Annotated in this window: 14 protein-coding genes; all 14 read left to right on the plus strand. The window is 49.4% G+C overall.

Features of this window, described 5'->3' with window-relative positions:
- Positions 1-102 precede the first annotated feature (102 nt).
- The 14 genes from spoIIID to JNUCC32_RS27340 all read left to right on the plus strand — a co-directional run bounded on the left by spoIIID (position 103) and on the right by JNUCC32_RS27340 (position 19,512).
- The gene (gene spoIIID, locus JNUCC32_RS27275; protein WP_009594246.1) at positions 103-387 is read left to right on the plus strand and encodes a sporulation transcriptional regulator SpoIIID; all 285 of its coding nucleotides are present in this window, start codon (positions 103-105) and stop codon (positions 385-387) included.
- 196 nt (positions 388-583) lie between these two features.
- Positions 584-1,582 carry a rod shape-determining protein gene (locus JNUCC32_RS27280; protein ID WP_036660372.1) on the plus strand — a complete coding sequence of 333 codons (999 nt, stop codon included), beginning with the start codon at positions 584-586 and terminating at the stop codon, positions 1,580-1,582.
- Between the two features lie 101 nt (positions 1,583-1,683).
- Positions 1,684-2,565: a flagellar hook-basal body protein gene (locus tag JNUCC32_RS27285; protein ID WP_036660349.1), complete on the plus strand. Its 882-nt coding sequence runs from the start codon at positions 1,684-1,686 to the stop codon at positions 2,563-2,565.
- Positions 2,566-2,633: 68 nt separating this feature from the next.
- Positions 2,634-3,461 (plus strand): flagellar hook-basal body protein, encoded by an 828-nt coding sequence (locus tag JNUCC32_RS27290; protein ID WP_015737739.1) that lies wholly within the window; start codon positions 2,634-2,636, stop codon positions 3,459-3,461.
- Between the two features lie 9 nt (positions 3,462-3,470).
- Positions 3,471-3,671, plus strand: coding sequence for a DNA-directed RNA polymerase subunit beta (locus JNUCC32_RS27295; protein WP_009594210.1), 201 nt, complete (start codon positions 3,471-3,473; stop codon positions 3,669-3,671).
- A 502-nt stretch (positions 3,672-4,173) separates the two neighbouring features.
- The gene (gene fabZ, locus JNUCC32_RS27300) at positions 4,174-4,605 is read left to right on the plus strand and encodes a 3-hydroxyacyl-ACP dehydratase FabZ (RefSeq protein WP_007133270.1); all 432 of its coding nucleotides are present in this window, start codon (positions 4,174-4,176) and stop codon (positions 4,603-4,605) included.
- Between the two features lie 45 nt (positions 4,606-4,650).
- Positions 4,651-6,369 carry a phospho-sugar mutase gene (locus JNUCC32_RS27305; protein WP_192570394.1) on the plus strand — a complete coding sequence of 573 codons (1,719 nt, stop codon included), beginning with the start codon at positions 4,651-4,653 and terminating at the stop codon, positions 6,367-6,369.
- Positions 6,370-6,489: 120 nt separating this feature from the next.
- Positions 6,490-8,508 (plus strand): DUF5693 family protein, encoded by a 2,019-nt coding sequence (locus JNUCC32_RS27310; protein WP_192570395.1) that lies wholly within the window; start codon positions 6,490-6,492, stop codon positions 8,506-8,508.
- Positions 8,484-9,722, plus strand: a complete 1,239-nt coding sequence (csaB, locus tag JNUCC32_RS27315; RefSeq protein ID WP_192570396.1) for a polysaccharide pyruvyl transferase CsaB — start codon at positions 8,484-8,486, stop codon at positions 9,720-9,722. Before JNUCC32_RS27310 ends, csaB begins: the two co-directional genes overlap by 25 nt.
- A gap of 6 nt (positions 9,723-9,728) precedes the next feature.
- Positions 9,729-10,487, plus strand: a complete 759-nt coding sequence (locus JNUCC32_RS27320; protein WP_192570397.1) for a WecB/TagA/CpsF family glycosyltransferase — start codon at positions 9,729-9,731, stop codon at positions 10,485-10,487.
- A 114-nt stretch (positions 10,488-10,601) separates the two neighbouring features.
- Entirely contained in the window at positions 10,602-11,726 is a 1,125-nt protein-coding gene (locus tag JNUCC32_RS27325; RefSeq protein ID WP_009594254.1) for a glycosyltransferase family 4 protein, read from the plus strand.
- A 217-nt stretch (positions 11,727-11,943) separates the two neighbouring features.
- Positions 11,944-15,582 (plus strand): S-layer homology domain-containing protein, encoded by a 3,639-nt coding sequence (locus JNUCC32_RS27330; RefSeq protein WP_192570398.1) that lies wholly within the window; start codon positions 11,944-11,946, stop codon positions 15,580-15,582.
- 252 nt (positions 15,583-15,834) lie between these two features.
- Positions 15,835-16,179: a hypothetical protein gene (locus tag JNUCC32_RS27335; RefSeq protein WP_009594240.1), complete on the plus strand. Its 345-nt coding sequence runs from the start codon at positions 15,835-15,837 to the stop codon at positions 16,177-16,179.
- A gap of 369 nt (positions 16,180-16,548) precedes the next feature.
- Positions 16,549-19,512, plus strand: coding sequence for an S-layer homology domain-containing protein (locus JNUCC32_RS27340; protein WP_192570399.1), 2,964 nt, complete (start codon positions 16,549-16,551; stop codon positions 19,510-19,512).
- Positions 19,513-19,555 lie beyond the last annotated feature (43 nt).

Consider the following 19,555-nt stretch of genomic DNA (forward strand, 5'->3'; position numbering starts at 1 on the left):
TAAATGGGTCCAAGTAAGCTTGTCAGCACTTGAAACCGCGAATATCCCGTCAGGCCCCTCATATAATGTACCAAACTATCCACACAGTAGGGAGGCGGGAGCGTGCACGATTACATCAAAGAGCGGACCATTAAGATCGGACGCTGTATCGTGGAAACGAGGCATACGGTTCGAACTATAGCCAAAGAATTTGGCGTGTCGAAGAGCACGGTGCATAAGGACTTAACCGAACGTCTGCCGGAGATCAACCCGGACCTGGCGGATCAGGTAAAGCACATTCTCGAATACCACAAATCCATCCGCCATCTGAGAGGCGGAGAAGCTACCAAGATCAAGTACAAAAAAACCGGCAGCAACCGTGAACCGGTGGCCACGGCAAAATCCTGATTTTTTAGGGCTTTGGTCGCTAGATTGGCGTTGAATCCCTCCCCTAAAGTATGATATGTTAAAAGCTGGTATAGGATCGAAATATGGGACCTGTTTTGCCGAAGATCATCATCGATTGCTAGATTATGTCGAAGGGTGGTACGGTACAGCGAACAGACTCTTTTACCATAAAATAACACTTTGGGGGCTTTTCATGATGTTGAGCAAGGATATTGGAATCGATCTCGGAACGGCGAACGTGCTCATTCACGTAAAGGGGAAGGGGGTAGTGTTAGACGAACCTTCCGTTGTCACTATTGAGACCGACACCAAACGAGTCCTTGCCGTCGGTGAGGAAGCACGGCGCATGGTCGGGCGTACTCCCGGCAACATTACGGCGATCCGCCCGCTGAGGGACGGGGTCATCGCCGACTTCGAAATTACGGAAGCGATGCTGAAGTACTTTATTGATCGCGTGGGCGCGCGCAGTTGGCACAGCCGGCCCCGAATCCTGATCTGTGCACCGACGAACATTACTTCGGTGGAGCAGAAAGCGATCCGGGAAGCGGCTGAGCGCAGCGGCGCAAGGGATGTGTTCCTGGAAGAAGAACCGAAGGCGGCGGCAATCGGCGCAGGAATGGATATTTTCCAACCGAGCGGTAACATGGTTGTGGACATCGGGGGCGGCACCACGGATGTGGCCGTCCTGTCCATGGGCGATGTGGTCACCGCTTCTTCGATTAAAATGGCAGGGGACAAGTTCGACGAGGCGATCACGAAGTACGTGAAGCATAAATATAAATTGCTGATCGGGGAACGGACGGCAGAAGATTTGAAGATGGCGATCGGAACGGTTCGCCCGGGCGGCAGGCAAGCTGAGATGGACATTCGCGGACGCGATATGGTATCGGGATTGCCGTTTACCGTAACGGTGTCGTCAGAGGAAGTGCAGGAAGCTCTGTGGGATCCCGTGTCATCGATCGTGCTCGCGGCCAAATCCGTATTGGAGCGTACTCCGCCTGAGCTGTCGGCGGACATCATCGATCGCGGCGTTATTCTAACGGGCGGCGGCGCGCTGCTTCATGGATTGGACGAGCTGTTGACGGACGAGCTTCGGGTGCCGGTGCTTGTCGCTGAAGATCCGATGCACTGTGTGGTTAAGGGAACGGGAATTATGCTGGATAATTTGGACAAGGTCGTTAAGAAAAAGTTCTAACCTTCCGATATAGATGATAGGACAAGTTGAATATGGAGATGAACCGTAGCCTTTATCGACTAAGGTTCTTATGATTCGTTAATGGAAGGGAAGTGCCTTCATTGTTAAGAGGTCTATATACAGCCGCTTCAGGGATGATGACCCAGGAGCAGCGACATAATACGGTGACGCAGAACATCGCCAACGTTAACACGACAGGTTATAAGGCAACGAACAGCGTACAGCGCTCGTTCCCTGAAGTGCTGGTCTCGATGATCGGCGGCAACGAGTCGTCGAATGCGGGACGGAAGCTGGGTAAGTTCAACACGGGCGTATACGCCGAGGAGAGCATTTCGCTCTATACCGAAGGCGCGCTCCGGGAAACGAACAAGACAACGGACTTTGCGCTGGTATCCTCATTTACGGTACAGAATCCGGCAACGGGCCAGGCTTATCCGTTTGATGCTTCGGGCAGATACGTGGATGAGAACGGCGAGGTGATTTACCGGCCGGAAGGATTTTTCACGGTTCAGAACGAGAACGGAGATGTCCGGTACACCCGCAACGGCAGCTTCCGGGTCAGCCCCGAAGGCAACCTGTTGAGCGAGAGCGGCTATCAGGTTCTGGATAACAATAACAGACCGATTGTATTGACAGGTCCGGCGAGTGACTTTACAGTGAATGAGCAAGGAGAAATCATGGACGCCGCTGGCAGAGGGACGGGCATCATTCTCGGCGTCAGCATCGTGAGCCAGCCTCATGGACTGATTCGAGAAGGGCATGGCGTGTTCCGCATGGCTGATCCGGACGGTGAAGTGCGTTTTATGACGCCGGCCGATAACGGAGTGGTCCGACAGGGATTCATCGAAGGGTCCAACGTGGATCCAACGCAGTCGATGGTGGAATTGACCGCTGCGCTGCGCGCGTATGAAACGAATCAGAAAATCGTTCAATATTACGACAGAACGCTGGAGAAGGCGGTCAATGAGATTGGCCGCGTCTAAGCTAACGTCTGTAAGCAGGTAGGCAGCACATTGCTGCCGAAATAATGGGAGCCCACGGGAGGTAAGTAATGAACAACTCGATGATAAGCGCCATGGTGTCGATGAATGCCCTCCAGCAGCGATTGGATGTCATTGCGGACAATATGGCAAACGTCAACACGGCTGGTTATAAGAAAAAGGAGGCATCCTTTGAGGATGTGCTGACACAGGTTCAGGGCCATCACAAGGATTTCGACCGAACGGGCCGTGCGACGCCGCTTGGCTATACACTCGGGTACGGCATGAGATTATCTTCCGTTGTGCCAAACATGGAGCAGGGCGCCATGAAGGAAACCGGCAACCCGCTCGATCTGATGATTGACGGGCAAGCCATGTTTGCGGTTCAGGGAGACGGCGCGATCGGATATACCCGCGAAGGCGGGTTCCATGTATCCCCGGACGCCCGTAATCCGAACAACCTGCTGCTGGTCAATTCACAAGGCTATCCTGTGCTTGACGTGAACGATAATCCGATTTCTCTTCCGGCCAAAGGGAAAGTTGCCATCAATGAGAGAGGTCAGATTATCGTGGAGACCCCAACGGGTGGCCGTACGGCTCCTTATGCCACCTTGAAGCTGGTTGAGCTTGAGCGTCCGGAGGGACTGGTCGCTGTAGGGGATAACCTGTTCGTCTTAGGGAATGGTTTAGCGGAAGGCGACGTATTCGATACGACGCCGCCTGCTCCGGGTGAGCCTCCTAAATCCAAGGTGCTGTCCGGATTTGTGGAGCAATCCAACGTGAACCTGACCGATGAATTGACCAAGATGATGGAAGTTCAGCGGGCCTACCAGCTGACGGCACGCGCGCTTAGTTCCAGCGATACCATGATGAACCTTGCCAACACAATGCGAGGGTAGGTGGGCATCATGAGTGAATCAAACGCCAAAAAACGCTCCAAGACATCCGGATGGAAAATCGCCGTCCGTATCATGATTCCTGTATTGCTCGTACTGGCATTATTCGGGGGCATGGTCTTCGGATATGTTGTCCTGGGGGATCAGGAGCTTAGTGAAGTGTTTGAATGGGGCACATGGAAGCATGTTTTTGATTTGATTTTCGCACCGTGACGAAGGTCGGGGTGACATACAACATCGTTGATAAGATGCCGAACTCCCTGCAAGGGAGTTTTCTTTTTTTAGGGTTAAACGGTATAATGGGATGGGACTTGCGTATTAACTTTGTCATTTCATGACAATGGACGGATGTATATAAAATAACCCCACAAAGTGGAGCCTATGCTGCGATGCTTATTCCAAATACTTTGCGGGGACCCCAAAAAAACTTGTAAAAGGGCCCTCTCCTCGTACACGGAATGTCCGAAGGAGAAAGCCCCTTATCTGAAACCTTCACTTCTGCAGCGGTGAAGGATATCCATCATTTTTTCCGCAACTCCTTCTTTTTATGCAAATGATCCGAAATTCGTTAAAGAACCTCGAAGATGAAGCACTGATACAACCATCAGCAATACCTTCCGCTGCTTGAGAAAGCGGCATAGCGGCGCAACTGGAACGAACTCCCCTTTTCAAACGCTATGCTTGGCGGGTACGTACATAAGGAGGATTTAATACTATGTTGAACATCAAACAGATCCAAGAGATTATTCCGCATCGTCCCCCGTTTTTGCTCGTCGATAAGATCGTGGAGATCGAGGATGGCAAACGGGCGGTAGGCATCAAGAACGTGACGATCAACGAACCGTTTTTTGTCGGGCATTTCCCTGAATATGCCGTTATGCCGGGAGTCCTGATTGTAGAAGCTTTGGCGCAAGTCGGCGCTGTGGCGATTCTCAACGTAGAGAGCAATCGGGGCAAGCTCGGCTTTTTGGCGGGCATTGACGGTTTCCGTTTCCGTGGACAAGTGGTACCGGGAGACACGCTGCGCTTGGAAGTCGAGATCATTCGCCTGAAGGGCATGATCGGCAAAGGGAAAGCGACCGCAACGGTGGATGGACGCGTAGTGGCCGAGGGAGAAATTATGTTTGCTCTCGCGGATAAGGAGTAATTTTCAGACTATTCTTGTTTGGATGAGGAAGGGAGACTTTTTTTCATGTCAGAGATGAGTCAGAGAACAATCGATACGGTACAGCGTTGGTTGAATGATCCTTATGTAGATGAGGAGACGAAACAGGAGCTGCGTTCACTCGAGCACGATGCCAAAGAGCTGGAGGAGCGGTTTTATCGTGATCTGGAATTTGGAACGGGCGGTCTGCGCGGCGTCATCGGTGCAGGCAGCAACCGGATGAATAAATATACGGTAGGTCGCGCAACGCAAGGCTTTGCACAGTATATTCTGGAGGCTCACGGCGATGCGGAAGGCAAGCCTTCCGTTGTCATCGCCCATGATTCCCGGCATTTCTCGCCGGAGTTTGCGTTGGAGGCTGCTTTGGTTCTGGCTGGCAACGGGATTGTAGCCAAGCTGTACCCCTCCTTGCGTTCTACGCCGCAACTGTCATTCAGCGTGCGCCACCTGGGCGCTACTGGCGGAATTGTCATCACGGCAAGCCATAATCCGCCGGAATATAACGGCTATAAGGTGTACAACCGTGAAGGCGGCCAGTTAGTGCCGGACGAAGCGGAGAATGTGATTGCCCGGATTCAGGAGGTGGATTCTTTCTCCGCCGTGAAAAGGCTGTCGCAGGCGGATGCCGAGGCTCAGGGTCTGCTGGTTTGGCTGGGCGAAGCGGAAGATCAGGCTTTTGTGGATACGGTGACTGATATCAGCGTGAATCGGGAGCTTATCGCGTCCAAGCTGGGCGAGGATTTCAAAATCGTATTCACGCCGCTGCATGGAACTGGGCAAGCCCCGGTCGAGCGGGTGCTTCGGAACATCGGCTTTAAGCATATCCATGTCGTTCCTGAACAAGCCCAGCCGGACGGCAATTTCTCCACCGTGAAATCTCCGAATCCGGAGGAACGGGAAGCGTTCACGCTTGCGATGAAGCTTGGCGAGGAAGTGGGAGCCGACATTTTGATCGGGACGGATCCGGACGCTGATCGCATGGGGGCCGTCGTGAAGAACGCTCAGGGCGAATACGTCGTGCTGACAGGCAATCAATCGGGCGCGATAATGATCCACTATTTGCTGGGTCAATTGAAGGAGGCGGGCAAGCTTCCTCATAACGGTGCCGTCATCAAGACCATCGTTACGAGCGAGATGGGAGCGGCGATTGCGGAGCATTATGGTGCCGCCGTGTTGAATACATTGACGGGCTTCAAGTACATTGGCGAGAAAATGACCCAGTTCGAGGAGTCCGGCAGCCATACGTATCTGTTCGGCTATGAGGAGAGTTACGGCTATTTGGCAGGCAACTATGCGCGCGATAAGGATGCCGTGCTGGCCTCGATGCTGATATGCGAAGCCGCCGCCTACTATAAAGGACAAGGCAAGACGCTGTACGATGTGCTGCAGGAGCTTTACGAGCAGTTCGGTTATTTCCTCGAGACGCTGGAATCCCGGACGCTCAAAGGCAAGGATGGCGTTGCCCAGATTCAAGCCAAGATGTCCGATTGGCGCGACAATCCGCCCCAGAAGGTCGGGGGCCAAACGGTTAAGCAGGTCCTTGACTATGCGGAGGGCTTGGACGGATTGCCGAAGGAAAACGTGTTAAAGTATTTGCTTGAAGACGGTTCTTGGTTCTGCCTGAGACCTTCGGGCACCGAGCCGAAGATCAAAGTGTACTTTGCCGTGCGCGGCGAATCTCTCGCCGATGCGAAGGCCAAAATTCAATCGCTCTCGGATCAAGTCATGGCCCGGGTAGACGCTTAACCATAGATACATTTTAATGAGAGAAGAGAACGAAGGGGATTTACGATGGTTGCTGCAAGGCATCAAATTGCCGTTGCCCTCCATCGTAAATCCCCGCAGGTTCGATGAGGAGGTACTTTCGTGGTTCAGAAATGGAAACGCTGGAACACGGCAGCCCGCAAGTGGCTGTGGATTCTGGTTGTTCTTGGCGTTGCAGCGGCCCTGCCTGTAGGTTATGACCGACTGCAAACAGAATCAACATCAAAGAACGTTGAGTTGGTGTTTGATTATCGGGATTTGTTGGATGTCGCGGTGTATCAATCCAAGCCGCAGGATTTTATATCCGAGCAGCTGGATCGCCTGAAAGACGCTGGCGTGATCAGTATGGCGCTTTATGAAAGCACGCTGGACGAGCTGGCGAAATCGCGGCGGATATCGGTATATGACGGGCAGCAGGTCGCCGATCTGACAGGTACGACGGTCTCCCCGAACGAGAATTTTACGTATGTTGCATTCCTGAACGAGGAAAGCGCAGCTTTAATTAAACCCATCATTCAAGACACGTTCACGAGACTGGGGATTCCGGTAAGATCATGGCAGTTCGATCGCGCAGTGGACGGATTGGTGCTGGAAACTCCGCGTTCCAATGCGGTCATTAAACCGTTGTCTCCAGACCCGATTACGATCAGCATGCTGCGGGAGAAGGGCTTTAACATTGTGCCGCGTCTGTCGGACAGTCTTCCGTATGACCAGGCTTACATGGAGAAGCTGATGGCTTACTTCGCGGATAACGGCGTGAAACGCATTCTGTTTGAAGGGGATTCCGCCAGAGGTTTCAATGATCAAGCCGACATGAAAAGCCTGGATTCCTTTGGCCAACTGTTGAACGAACATGGGATCGGCCTCGTGGCGATTGAGAATATCAAGCGTCCGCAAAAAGGCTTTACGAAACTTGCCTATTTAACGGATTACAACGTAACCCGTATTTATTCCTTAAGCGAGCGGGATGCTAATCTGGAGCCCGAGGTTATCGGGGACCGCTTTGCCTTGGCATCCAAAGACCGTAACATTCGGATGTTCTATTTGAATGCAGAGCCGAGCCGGGATATGACCAAGGCTACCGTTACGCATCCGCTCGACAATCTGATTGACAGTTTGACCGGATCGGGCCAAGCCATCAAGCAGATCGAAGACAATGGATTTACCATGGGGCCTGCAGAGCCGTTTAAAGTAACCGACTCGTCCTTGCAGCGTTACTTCAAGCTTGGGGCGGTCGTCGGAGCCATCGCGTTGATATCGCTCATGATTTCCTATTACATTCCGTTCTTGACGATTGCAGCCTTCCTGATCGGGCTTGTGGGCAGCGCCGGATTATATGTTCTAAAGCCGACATTGCTTGAACAGGCCTTGGCTTTATTTGCCGCGATCAGCGCTCCAACGGTTGCCGTCATATTGGCCATTCGCAAAGTCAATGAAACGCAGAAGAGCATTCCGGACATGAGTCCTGGCAGAAGAGTGACCCATTCGATCGTATTGCTGGTCAAAACCTCGATTTTGTCGCTTGCGGCTGTACCGATCGTTGTTGCGTTATTGAACAATGTGACCTATATGCTCGTGCTGGATCAGTTCCGTGGCGTGAGCTTGCTTGCCGCAGCTCCGATTGGGCTTATTGCGATCTACGTGGTTCTATATCGCGGGGGATCGACTTACAGCGCAATTCTGAAGCTGCTTAAAGCACCGATCTCGTTGACATGGGTCATCGCAGCGGGTATTGTGGCCATCGTTGGCTGGTACTATCTCACCCGTACAGGTAATGCAGGGTCCGTATCTTCGATCGAAATGACATTCCGTACATTCCTGGAAAATACGTTTGGCGTACGTCCGCGTAACAAGGAATTCTTGCTCGCTCATCCGATGATGGTACTCGGCGTGTTCCTGTCATTTAAGTATCGTCATGCCGTATACCTTCTCATTATCGGCGTGATGGGGCAGCTGTCGATGGTCGGAACATTCACGCATATTCACACGCCTCTCTATATTTCGGCGATTCGCGTCGTATTGGGCCTTGGACTCGGCCTGATCATCGGATTGATCGCGATATTGGTATGGCAAGTGGCAGAAAGGATCTGGAAACGATGGTCTCCACTTCTAAGACAATAGTCATTTCCGGATATTACGGATTTAAAAATAGCGGTGACGAAGCGGTGCTGAAATCGATTCTGACCGCATTAGAGCAGGAAGGACAGGCAGCGGGGGTCGATATCAACCCCGTTGTGCTTTCCATTGATCCGGAATGGACTTCGGCTGCCTATGGGGTTAAATCCGTTCATCGCATGAAGCTCGGCGAGGTTCGACAGGCGATCAAGGACAGCGACGGCTTGATCAGCGGCGGAGGAAGCCTGCTGCAGGATGCCACCAGTCCGAAGACCATTCCTTACTATCTGGGCGTTCTCAAGATCGCGCAGTGGCTCGGTAAACCGACGTTTATTTATGCCCAAGGCGTTGGCCCGGTGAACCGTAAACTGTTTTATCCGATGATTCGCTCGATCTTCCGTAAATGCACGTATATCTCGGTGCGGGACATGCAGTCGGGCGAACTGCTTCAGTCCATGGGAATATCGGGGGAAGCCGTGCACGTCGTGCCGGACCCGGTAATGGGGTTGCCGCTGCCGGCCGGAGAGGGTGTCCATCGGGATTCCCACCCGGGATCAGCGTCGAAAGAGAATGAAGCTGCACTAGTTTCTTCTATAGAAGAGCAGCACGAATCATCCGAAGAACCTGTAAAGGCATCCTCGTCATCAAGCGGAGACACGAAAGGCTCTCTGCCGGTCATTGGTATTTCGGTTCGGTATTGGCATCCGGAACGAAAAGAGCTGAAGGCTGTAGCGGAAGGTTTAAAGGTGTTGGCCGGACAACGACCGGTGCATCTTCGCTTTCTTCCTTTTCATCAGCCGGATGATATTGAGGCTTCGCAGTTTATAGCGGATGCCATGGGCGATATCTCCAAGAATGGCTCTGCCTTGAGTTTCTATCGCGATGAGAAGCAGCCGCAGGACATGCTGCGCGAGGTTAGCCGTTGTGATATGATATTGGGCATGCGCCTGCATAGCCTGATCTATGCCGCGAATCAGAGCGTGCCGCTGCTCGGAATTTCTTATGATCCGAAAATCAACCACTTCTTGAAGCGGCTTGGCAGCGAGCCTGTCGGAAGCAGTGAATCTCTTGACCCGAACGTATTAAAGGATCAGATGCTGAAGCTGTTGGACGATGCAGCGGCATGGAAGGCGGAGCATGGCGAGCAGATTGCCGTGCTGAAGCGCGAGGCTGCCATGCCTGCACGCCATATTGCCCAATATTTACGCCATAGAGGATGATAAAACATGAAACAGACCTATCCATTTCCTACCGTATCGGTATTCGAGATTCCGTTTTCCAAGCTAGGCATGAAAGATACGGTGAAATACCTGACAGAGGCTGTGCAGTCGGGGCAGCCCCATCATGTGATCACGGCGAATCCGATCATGGTGATGACGGCCGTCAACAATCCGGAGTATAAAGAGATGATGCAAAGCGCTGAAATCATCGTTCCGGACGGCACCGGAATCGTCTGGGCCGCCGGTGTGGGCGGGGATCCGTTGGAGGGACGCGTAACCGGCTTCGAGCTTTTACATGAATTGTTGAAGGTCGGGGAAACCTATAGATGGAAGTTCTTTCTGCTGGGAACTACCGCCGAAGTGATTCAGGAAGCTGCCGAAAGGTTACAAATGCAATATCCGGCTGCAATTATATGCGGCTGCCGGGACGGCTTTTTTGGGCCAGATGAAGATGCTGCCGTCATCGAACAGATACGGGCGGCTTCACCGGATATTTTGTTTGTGGCGCGCGGTGCGGATAACCAGGAGCCTTGGATTGCCCAGCATAAACAGGCGCTCCAGGTTCCGGTCGTGATGGGCGTCGGGGGATCTTTCGACATTATCTCCGGCAAGCTGAAGCGGGCACCGAAGGTGTTTCAAAAGCTGCGTCTCGAATGGTTTTATCGCCTTCTGAAGGAGCCTACCCGTTACAAAAGAATGCTTGCGCTGCCGAAATTCGTAGTGAAAGTGCTGCGCGAGAAAGAAAACGTAACGAAATCGAGCTAAATGGCTCATTTCTGTGGGTAAAATCCGGGAAATCACCGGAAATTGGCATTGGTTTTCGGACCCGAAGGGAGTATAATTCAACCGGTAGACTTTTATTGGGGGTCGAATGATTACATGTTAATGATATACATCATCGGGTTTATCGTATCGCTGGCGCTCGCTCTGCTCTTAACGCCGCTTGTAAAAAAGTTTGCGGTTAAGATTGGTGCCGTTGACGTTCCTAATGCCCGCAAGGTTCATACCCGGATCATGCCCCGACTCGGGGGACTCGGCATTTATCTGGCTTTTATTCTTGGACTGATTGCGGTTCTTCCTTTTTTGCCGGATAGCCTGTCGCCTCGTGATGCCAACTTCATGAAGGCATTTCTGATCGGCGGTTCCATGATCGTATTGATCGGGGCCTTGGATGATCGATTTGAACTTTCGGCCAAAGTGAAGTTTTTGGCTCAGATTGCAGCTGCTTGCGTAGTTGTATTCGGATTTAATATTACCGTGGACTTTGTAAATATACCGTTCCAGGACCGTTACTCCATGCTGGAGAGCTGGGTATCGATTCCGCTCACGATCTTCTGGATCGTCGGCGTAACGAACGCGATTAATTTGATTGACGGGCTTGACGGACTTGCAGCAGGCGTATCCGGCATTGCGATCGGCACGATCCTGGTCATGGCCGTCTTGATGGGCAACACAACCGTAGCCCTGCTCTGCCTGCTGCTCCTCGGCAGCATTATCGGTTTCCTGTTTTTCAACTTCCATCCGGCGAAGATTTTCATGGGAGATACGGGGTCATTATTCCTTGGATTCAGTTTGGCCATGCTGTCCCTGCTTGGATTTAAGCAGATTGCGATTGTATCCTTTATTACGCCGCTGATCATTATCGGCGTTCCGTTGTCGGATACGTTCTTCGCGATCATTCGCCGCAAAATCCAGAAGAAACCGATCTTTGCTCCGGACAAGGGCCATTTGCATCACTGCCTGCGCGAGCTTGGATTCAGCCATCGACAGACCGTGTTGATCATTTACGTCATTGCCGCGTTTTTCGGCGTATTGGCCGTCATTCAATCGTCGGCTGCCATGTATGAAGCGAACTGGGTGACGTTTGTGGTCATCTGCGTCATGATGTGTTTCATGCAGATCGGTGCCGAAGTCATCGGACTGGTCGGCAAGACCAAACGGCCGATTCTCGGGCTGATTAACCGGATGCGGATGAAGGCAAATCCCGAAAGCCGCACCAAATAGAACTTATTCTTTTTCATTATGAGTCCGGTACGGACATGCCAGCCTCGCCCAAAAAGGGTGAGGCTTTTTTGCGTTTTTTTCTAAATAATTGAATGTCTGGAACCGATATATGAACTATGCGCAAGTACCAATCTGTCAGTGAAAGCGAGGGGACCCAGTGAACGACGCAACACCCAAAACGGACGCCAACGTCCGAATGATCAAGGAGGCACAACCGTTGAAGAAAAATTTCCGTACAATAGCAAGCCTGTTATTGGCCATTGCTATGTTCTTTTCCCTTATTCCGGCATTACCGGCTTCAGCTGCAAATGGAGCCTTGTTTTTTCACTTTTCCAATCTAAGTACGGATCCGAATTCTCCAACGCCGGAGAACCGGAGCTCGATTTCGGTTACGGGTACCTATAACGGCATTAATCCGAATACCATCTCTTATGAAATCAAACGTTTCGATGACACGACCACGGGCGGCACCGGCGTCAAGCCGATCCTGGACGAAGCAGCGAATACGTTCGAGTTCCTGAATGTACAGTTGAATCAGGGCGTGAACAAAATCATCGTGTCCGGTATGAGCACCCAAGGGCAGCAGATGAGTGCTACGGCCTATGTGAAGTTCTCCGATGTACCGGCTGTTTACGAAGTAGCGCTCAGTGACGGACGCGTTCTGGAAGAGAATGCTTCCAAGCCGGTTGTCGTTACTACGCAGACCGTCAGCATTTCCGTCAAAGCGACGAATGGATCCAAGGGTGTTACCGTCAATGGGCAGAATATGTATGCCGGCGGCGGCGATACGTATTACTCCGCAGGGATCCTGCTGCAGAAGGGCGTCAACGATCTGGTGATCGTCGTGAACTCCGAATCGAAATCCCAGACCATCAATAGACAGGTCGTTTATCATTCGACAGGTTCCATAACTGTCAATCAACTGAAGATTGGCGGCACAAATATCGATGGGCAGGCGGTTGTAACCGGTACGGTTAACGGCGTTATCTCCGGTTATGTGATCGTGGATGCTCCTCCGGCTGGTACCCCGGCGGTTCCCCCGATTCTTGAAGTATCCGTATTCTCGGTAGGATCCACAAATCCGATCACCACCTCGCCAGCAACCGTAGGTGCGGCAAGCGTGTTGGGCAATACCTTGATGTACCCTTTTACAACGACTGGCACAACCAGTATCACTCAGAGTGGGGATTACTTTGTACTCACTAAGGATTCTACTACTGGCTTCGATGTGAAGAATCCATTTACTTATCGCGATGTCAATGCGCCTACCATCAAGCAGGTGTATCAATTGTACGGCGTAACGGAGAGCGGAGGAACGGTATCGGCTACCTCCCAATCTATTTTCCCAAGCAGTAACAACACCGTCCTGAATGAGCTGCCGATCTATTTGATGGTCGATCAAGTGAACGCAGGCAATGTGGAGATTGAGTCCAGCAAGGGCGGCGGCACGATCGCCCAGAAGTTTACCTACAACGGCAACACGGTTTTCAAAATCACGAACCTGCCGACAGGTCAGCAAAATCTGATCATCAAGGTCAGCAATGGGTCGGGCGTTTCCGATACCAAAGTCATCCCGGTGACGTTCTTATCTTCTTCTTATATCGATATTTTCAATTTGTACAACAACCAGGTATTTAAGAACAGCTCAGATTTCAACCAAGTGACAGGACGCATTGTCAACTACACAGGGACTACAGGACTTACGATTTCCCTGAACGGTAACACTCGCGATCTGAACGTGAACGGCAACGGGGAATTCAGCTTTACGGATACGACGTTCCTGCAGCTGATTCCAGGTCCGAATACGTTGGTGGTCGCCGATAAGAGCGGGAAAATCTCAACGAAGCTGACCCTGCTTTATTTTAGCGATACCCGTTCGGTTATCAAAAACATGATCCCATTCCCGGTTGGTTCCGCAACGGAATCCGATCCGGACGGCTTGTTCAGAGAAACGGCTGAGAATGCTTACAACACATATGAAAAAGCTTTAGGTCTGCGCTTTGAAGTAGAATACACGGATGAGATTACGGTAAACCTCAGTCATCCTACGCCAACGATCTTTGCCGTCTTTACCAAAGACAACGCAAGTACTTGGACTCTTTCGGGCGGTGCCCTGAAGACGCAATTGGATGCCATTAATCAAGCGGATCACAGCCTGTACTATTCCATTGTCAACGGAGCCAACTCAAGCTCGGCCCGCGTGGTGTTCAAAGAGCTCGCACTTCCAGAGGTTGGATTACAGGCAATCAGCATCGGATCGCGTTATCAGTCGGTTACAACAACCGATACCATCGAAATCACGCGCGAACGTGCACCTTATCAAGTGCTGTCTCCTAAACTTCCGAACGAAGGCGTGCTGAAACAGAACTTTGTAGAGGTAAGCATCAAGGCTGAAGGCGCGGACGCCATTCTGATTGGCAAAACGCCAATGGTGAAATCCGAAATCAGCGACATTTTCCGTCTTGAGGTCAAGAACCTGAAAAACGGCAAAAACACCATCAAGTTCACGATCGAACAAGGCACCAAAAAGACAAACGGCCAATTCGTCGTAACGTACACCGACGATGCAACGGAAGGCTCCCAGTTTAAAACGAATATTTCGAAGTCCGGTAAAGTGTCCGTATTTAAAGGCGGCGTATCGCTGTCCTTGCCGAAAGGCACCGTGCTTCAGCAGGCGAAATCAAGCCCTACGGCTGAAGTGCCAACGATCAACCTGCTCGGCGAGCATGACATCCTGTTCGGCATTGCCAACCAGATCGATGGTCGTACGATTAAAGCCTATAACCGGATCGGCGAAATCGAGAACGGCGTGGAAATGGACGGACGCCTGTCCCTGATTCCAGGGGATAACAACAATGCGTTCCGTTTCACTCCGGCTGCGCATTTCGGATATGCGTCTCCGCTTTACTGGCTGGATGCAGGTTCGCTTAATGCCTACAGCAGCAACGTGGAAGACTTTAATGTAAAAGCGGCAACGCATCCGTACGCAAAAGGGCACGAATTCCATCAACGTTTGATTCCACAGAACTGGATGGAGCTCTCCCAAAAAGGTACGATTACCTTGAAATACGATTCCGCGCTGGTGAATTCGGCTTCCAGCAACCTGGGCATCTGGTGGTACAACCCGTCCCAAGGGACCTGGATCAACATCGGCGGAAAAGTAGATGCCAAGAAGAAAACCATTACCGCTCCATTCAAGGGCTTCGGTTACTACGCCGTTAAATCCTTGCGTTACAGCTATTCTGATGCGATCTCGCATAAGACGGCCCGCAACGATATTGAATTGATGCTGGCCAGAGGATACATGAAAGCGTCCAAGCAGGATGCGTTCGGCGTGTACGATCCGATGACTCGCGGCGAATTTGCTACGATTATCGTGAAGCTGCTGGATATTCCGTTGGATTACGATACCGACAAGAACAAGCTGACCTTTGATGACATTTATCAGGAAAGTGTCGTCAACAGCATGCAGTGGGATTACCGTTACATCGAGACGGCAGCCAGAAAAGGGATCATCCGCGGCATTGCGCCTCGAAGCTTTGCTCCGAATATGGAGCTGACCCGCGAGGAAACGGCCAACATGATCGCACGCGCGCTGAACCTGAAGATGGGTGAAGTCGAAAAAGATAAAGCTGCGCTTCAGAAGCAATTCGAAGATGTGGGCAATATCAAGTCGAACTACTCCTATCCAGCCATTCTTGCCGTAAGCAAGGCCGGCATTCTGACCGGCGTTGCGAACAGCTTGAAGGAAGGCGAGAGAAAGCCGACGTATAACTTCAACCCGGATGCGGTGCTGAATCGTGCCGATACGGCAACCGTCGTTAAACGCATGATGAGCAAGCTGAAAATGCTGTAAGCCATTATTCATAAGTTAGGATTTGCATGACAAAAGGAACGAGAGCCGATGCCCAATTTCTATTGGCAGTGCTCTCGTTTTTTCCTGTGCAGCCTTTAAGGAACAGGTTATATATGTCATAATTAACAAGATCTTATGGGCGTCATATGCCCCGCGGAAACCGTTTACCAATATCTATTGTTTTGTAATTTCATGTAGAATACGCTACAATAGCGGAAGCACATACTATTTTTAGAGGGTGAAGATGAATTTATGAAGCCGATATTATCAAAAGCGCAGCTCGACTACATGAAGGCGAAGACCAAGTTCGAGGAAAAAGCCAAAGTGATGGAGAAGAAGATTGAGCTGGCTCGTGCCACTCATGATGAGATAACTCAGGAAGTCATGGAGGGACTCGTTGTTGAGACAGGCTTTCATGATTCATTTAACGAAATGACAGCGGCTGAGAATGCGTTGATCCAATGGTCACATACTACAATTAAACATGATAAGACATATCGTACGAATAAAGCGGAGATCGATCAGATGTACAGCACGCTCCACAGCAATCCGGAGATGCGTGCGCGGATTATCCAGCTCGCTATGAAGATTCGCTAGCATTCTACAAAGGACGCCGATAAGGCGTCTTTTTTTGTTGTCGCAATATGTAAATGAAGGCCTGTTATATGAAGCAGGGGATCTTTGAAAAAATTTTTTAAAAAAACTTTGCAACTGCCGCAACTTTTTGGAAAATCAAACGTTTATAATGTAGAGCCCAACGAAGTAACCAAGATTATCCGATGCAAGAAGATTGTCTATTAATTAGAAAAATGTTCTTTACGGTGTTGGGGACTCGTTGTATAATACCTAGGTAGGATTAGGAATCTATTCTAGTATGTAGTGTTCTCTCGTTAACAAGATTCTGTGATATCGTCACAGACATCATTTATGATTTATGCTCAACTCGGGAAAGGAGGTGCAGGACAAATGAGTGATAAGAGCTACCAAATTAAAGAAAATAATCAAGTGATGATTCAAGGAGGAGAAAAAAAGGTTATGAAGAAAATTTTATCCGTAGCACTGTCTACAGCAATGGCATTCTCCATGTTTGCTTCTGTTGCATTCGGTGACGACGCACTCAACACTCAACAGAAATTTGATGTACTGAAAGAAAAAGGGATCTTCACTGGTTATCCAGACGGAACTGCTGGCCTGGACAAAGAAATGACTCGCGCTGAGTTCGCTAAAGTCCTGGTTGGTATCATGGGTCTTGAGCCAATCGAAGGCAAAGCATCTTTCAAAGACAAAAACTACAAAGCTGACAAATGGCCAGCTCCTTACGTAGAAGCAGTTTACGCTGCAGGTCTGATGGAAGGTAAAAACACAACAAAAATGATCTTCGACTTCAACGGTAAAATCACCGTTCAAGAAATGGCGAAGGTTCTCGTTACTGCACAAAAACTCGAAATCCCAACTGAAACGAACAACAACGCTTCTGACTGGGCTAAAGGTTATGTGCAAGCAGCAATCAACGCTGGTCTGGTAGACGCTAAAGCGAACCCTAAAGCGAACGCTTCCCGTTCCCAACTGGTTGACGTTGCTTATTCCATCTACCTGGCTCAACAAAAACCAGCTGTAGTTTCTTACGAAGTTAAGGAAGACGGCAAAGTAGTTGAGTTCAAACTTGCTAACAACGAAGTTGTTAAAGTAACTTTGGAAACTGCTTTGAAAGCTAACACAGCTACAGAAGTTAAGTTCTCCCATAACAGCTACGACTACACTGAAAGCGTAACTTGGGTTGTAACTGCAGCTACTAAGATCGATTCCGTAACTGCTACCAACTACAAAGAAGTTACTGTTAAGTTCGATGGTGAAGTTGAAGCTAAAACTGCAGAAAACGAAGATAACTACAAAGTTACTGGCGTAACTTTCGAATCTGCTACATTGTCTGCTGACAAGCGCAGTGTATCTTTGCTAGTTGCTCAAGACGGTGGCAAACTTCCTGAGCAAAAAGATGCTAAGTTTGAAATCAATGGCGTGAAAAACTCTGACGGTTCCAGAACTTTCAAAGAAACTGTAACTATCAGAGCGGTTGATACTCAACTTCCAGAAGTAACTGAAGTTGTAGGTCTCGGAACGAAAGCATTTAAAGTGGTATTCTCCGAGCCAGTTCAAGCTACAACAGCTTCCAACATTTCTAACTACAAAATCGATGGTAAAGCAGTATCTGGCTGGGTGAAATTCACTTATCCTAACGTAGCTTTCATCACTACTGATCTTGCTGTAGGCGAGCATACATTGAACATTCAAGGCGTAACTGACTTTGCGAGTTTCAAAGTGAGCCCTACAGATGTTAAGTTCACGGTAGCTGAAGATAAAACAGCTCCAGAAGTGGTATCTGTAAAAACTAAAGATTTGACTAAAGTTGAAGTTGAATTCAATGAGTCCGTTAAATCTGTAGATAAGGCTTATCATACTTCTTCCGGCAAAACTGCTGATAAAGTTGAAATCAAGGATAATGTTGTTATTCTGACTTTCAGCACTGAAAGCAAAAAGTTGAGCTTGGGTGAAAACACGATCTATCTTGATGGTGTAAGAGACTACAGCGATAACTCTGCAAACCGTGAGGCGAAAGTTACTCCAGTACTGGATACTACACGTCCTACAGTTACAGATGTTAAAGTAGATGTGAAAGATAACAACACCCTCTTGACTGTCGAGTTCTCTAAAGATGTTAAATTGAGCGACATTCAAAACCGTGACAACTTCGTACTGAAAAATTCTAAAGGTGAAGTTGTAACTGACAAAGGTTTTAATAGCGGTAAACCTGTCAATGTTCCTACTTTTGAAGTGAGTACAACTAAGACTTATAACAATCGTGTAGTAATTAAATCCATTGGCAAATTGCCAGCAGGAAAATACACTTTGGACGTAGCTAACATTCGTGATACTGCTTCCATCGGAAACACGATGTTGCCACAAACTCTTTCGGTTGATGTTACTAACTCCGATGCACTTCAACTTGTAAGAGCATGGGTAGATAGCACTTCCGATAATGATGATGTGTACGTTGATGTTCAATTTAACAGAGCTGTTGCAGTAGAAGGAAACGGTTCTGCATTGGATATTAACAAGTACAGCTACGTAACTGGTACTGTTTACAGTGCATTCCCTACTAAAAATGCTTCAGCTCCAACTTTGAGAAATGCTGAAACAGTTCGTCTTACTATTCCTAAGAAGGACTTTGATCCTGCTAAGCTGACTGGTGCCGATCTGCGCGTAGTAAACGTTGCTGATCTTAACGGAAATTATCTGACTGATCTTCAAATTCCAATTTCCGCGAGCGTAGCTATTCCAGTGAAGTCAGTTAAAGCAACTGCTCTTGATAAAGTGAAAGTTGAATTCAACGGGAACGTTACATCTGTTGTTTCAAGCGACTTTTACTTCGGAACAGGTTCAGTACAGCGTACAGGAACAGCTGGAGAGCCAACATTCGATAATGGTGTAACAACAGTTGAGTTCACATTGAACGGTAAATTGGATCCAGCAAACTTAGGTCTTTTGACAACTGTTGGAACTCCTCAAAGTTCTGATAATCTTGGCCACAAGATTGCAGTAATTAATACCGCAGATAATAAAGCTATCGGCGATGGTATCGTACCAGAAGCAGTCGAAGCAACATCCGTTGTCGGATCTGTCTATGTAGACATTGAATTCAACGAAGACGTTACAGTATACTATACTCCAGATGCATTCAAAGTGTATGTTGACGGTAGCACAGTTACTGTAAAAGGTGCTAAAAACCTTAACGCGAAAGTTGTTCGTGTAGAACTTGACAAACCATACAATCCAACTGAAGGTGGTCAAGTTTCCGTTGCAAAAGGTAAATATATCGTTGATGCAAATGACAACGCTGCAGACGCTATTTACAAGGAAATCATCAAGAAGTAATAATCTCTTTGTTACAAAAGAACTGTCCGGAATTCTTTCCGGG

Origin of the sequence: Paenibacillus sp. JNUCC32, assembly GCF_014863545.1 — a bacterium.
In the GTDB taxonomy this organism is placed as follows: domain Bacteria; phylum Bacillota; class Bacilli; order Paenibacillales; family Paenibacillaceae; genus Paenibacillus_AQ; species Paenibacillus_AQ lautus_A.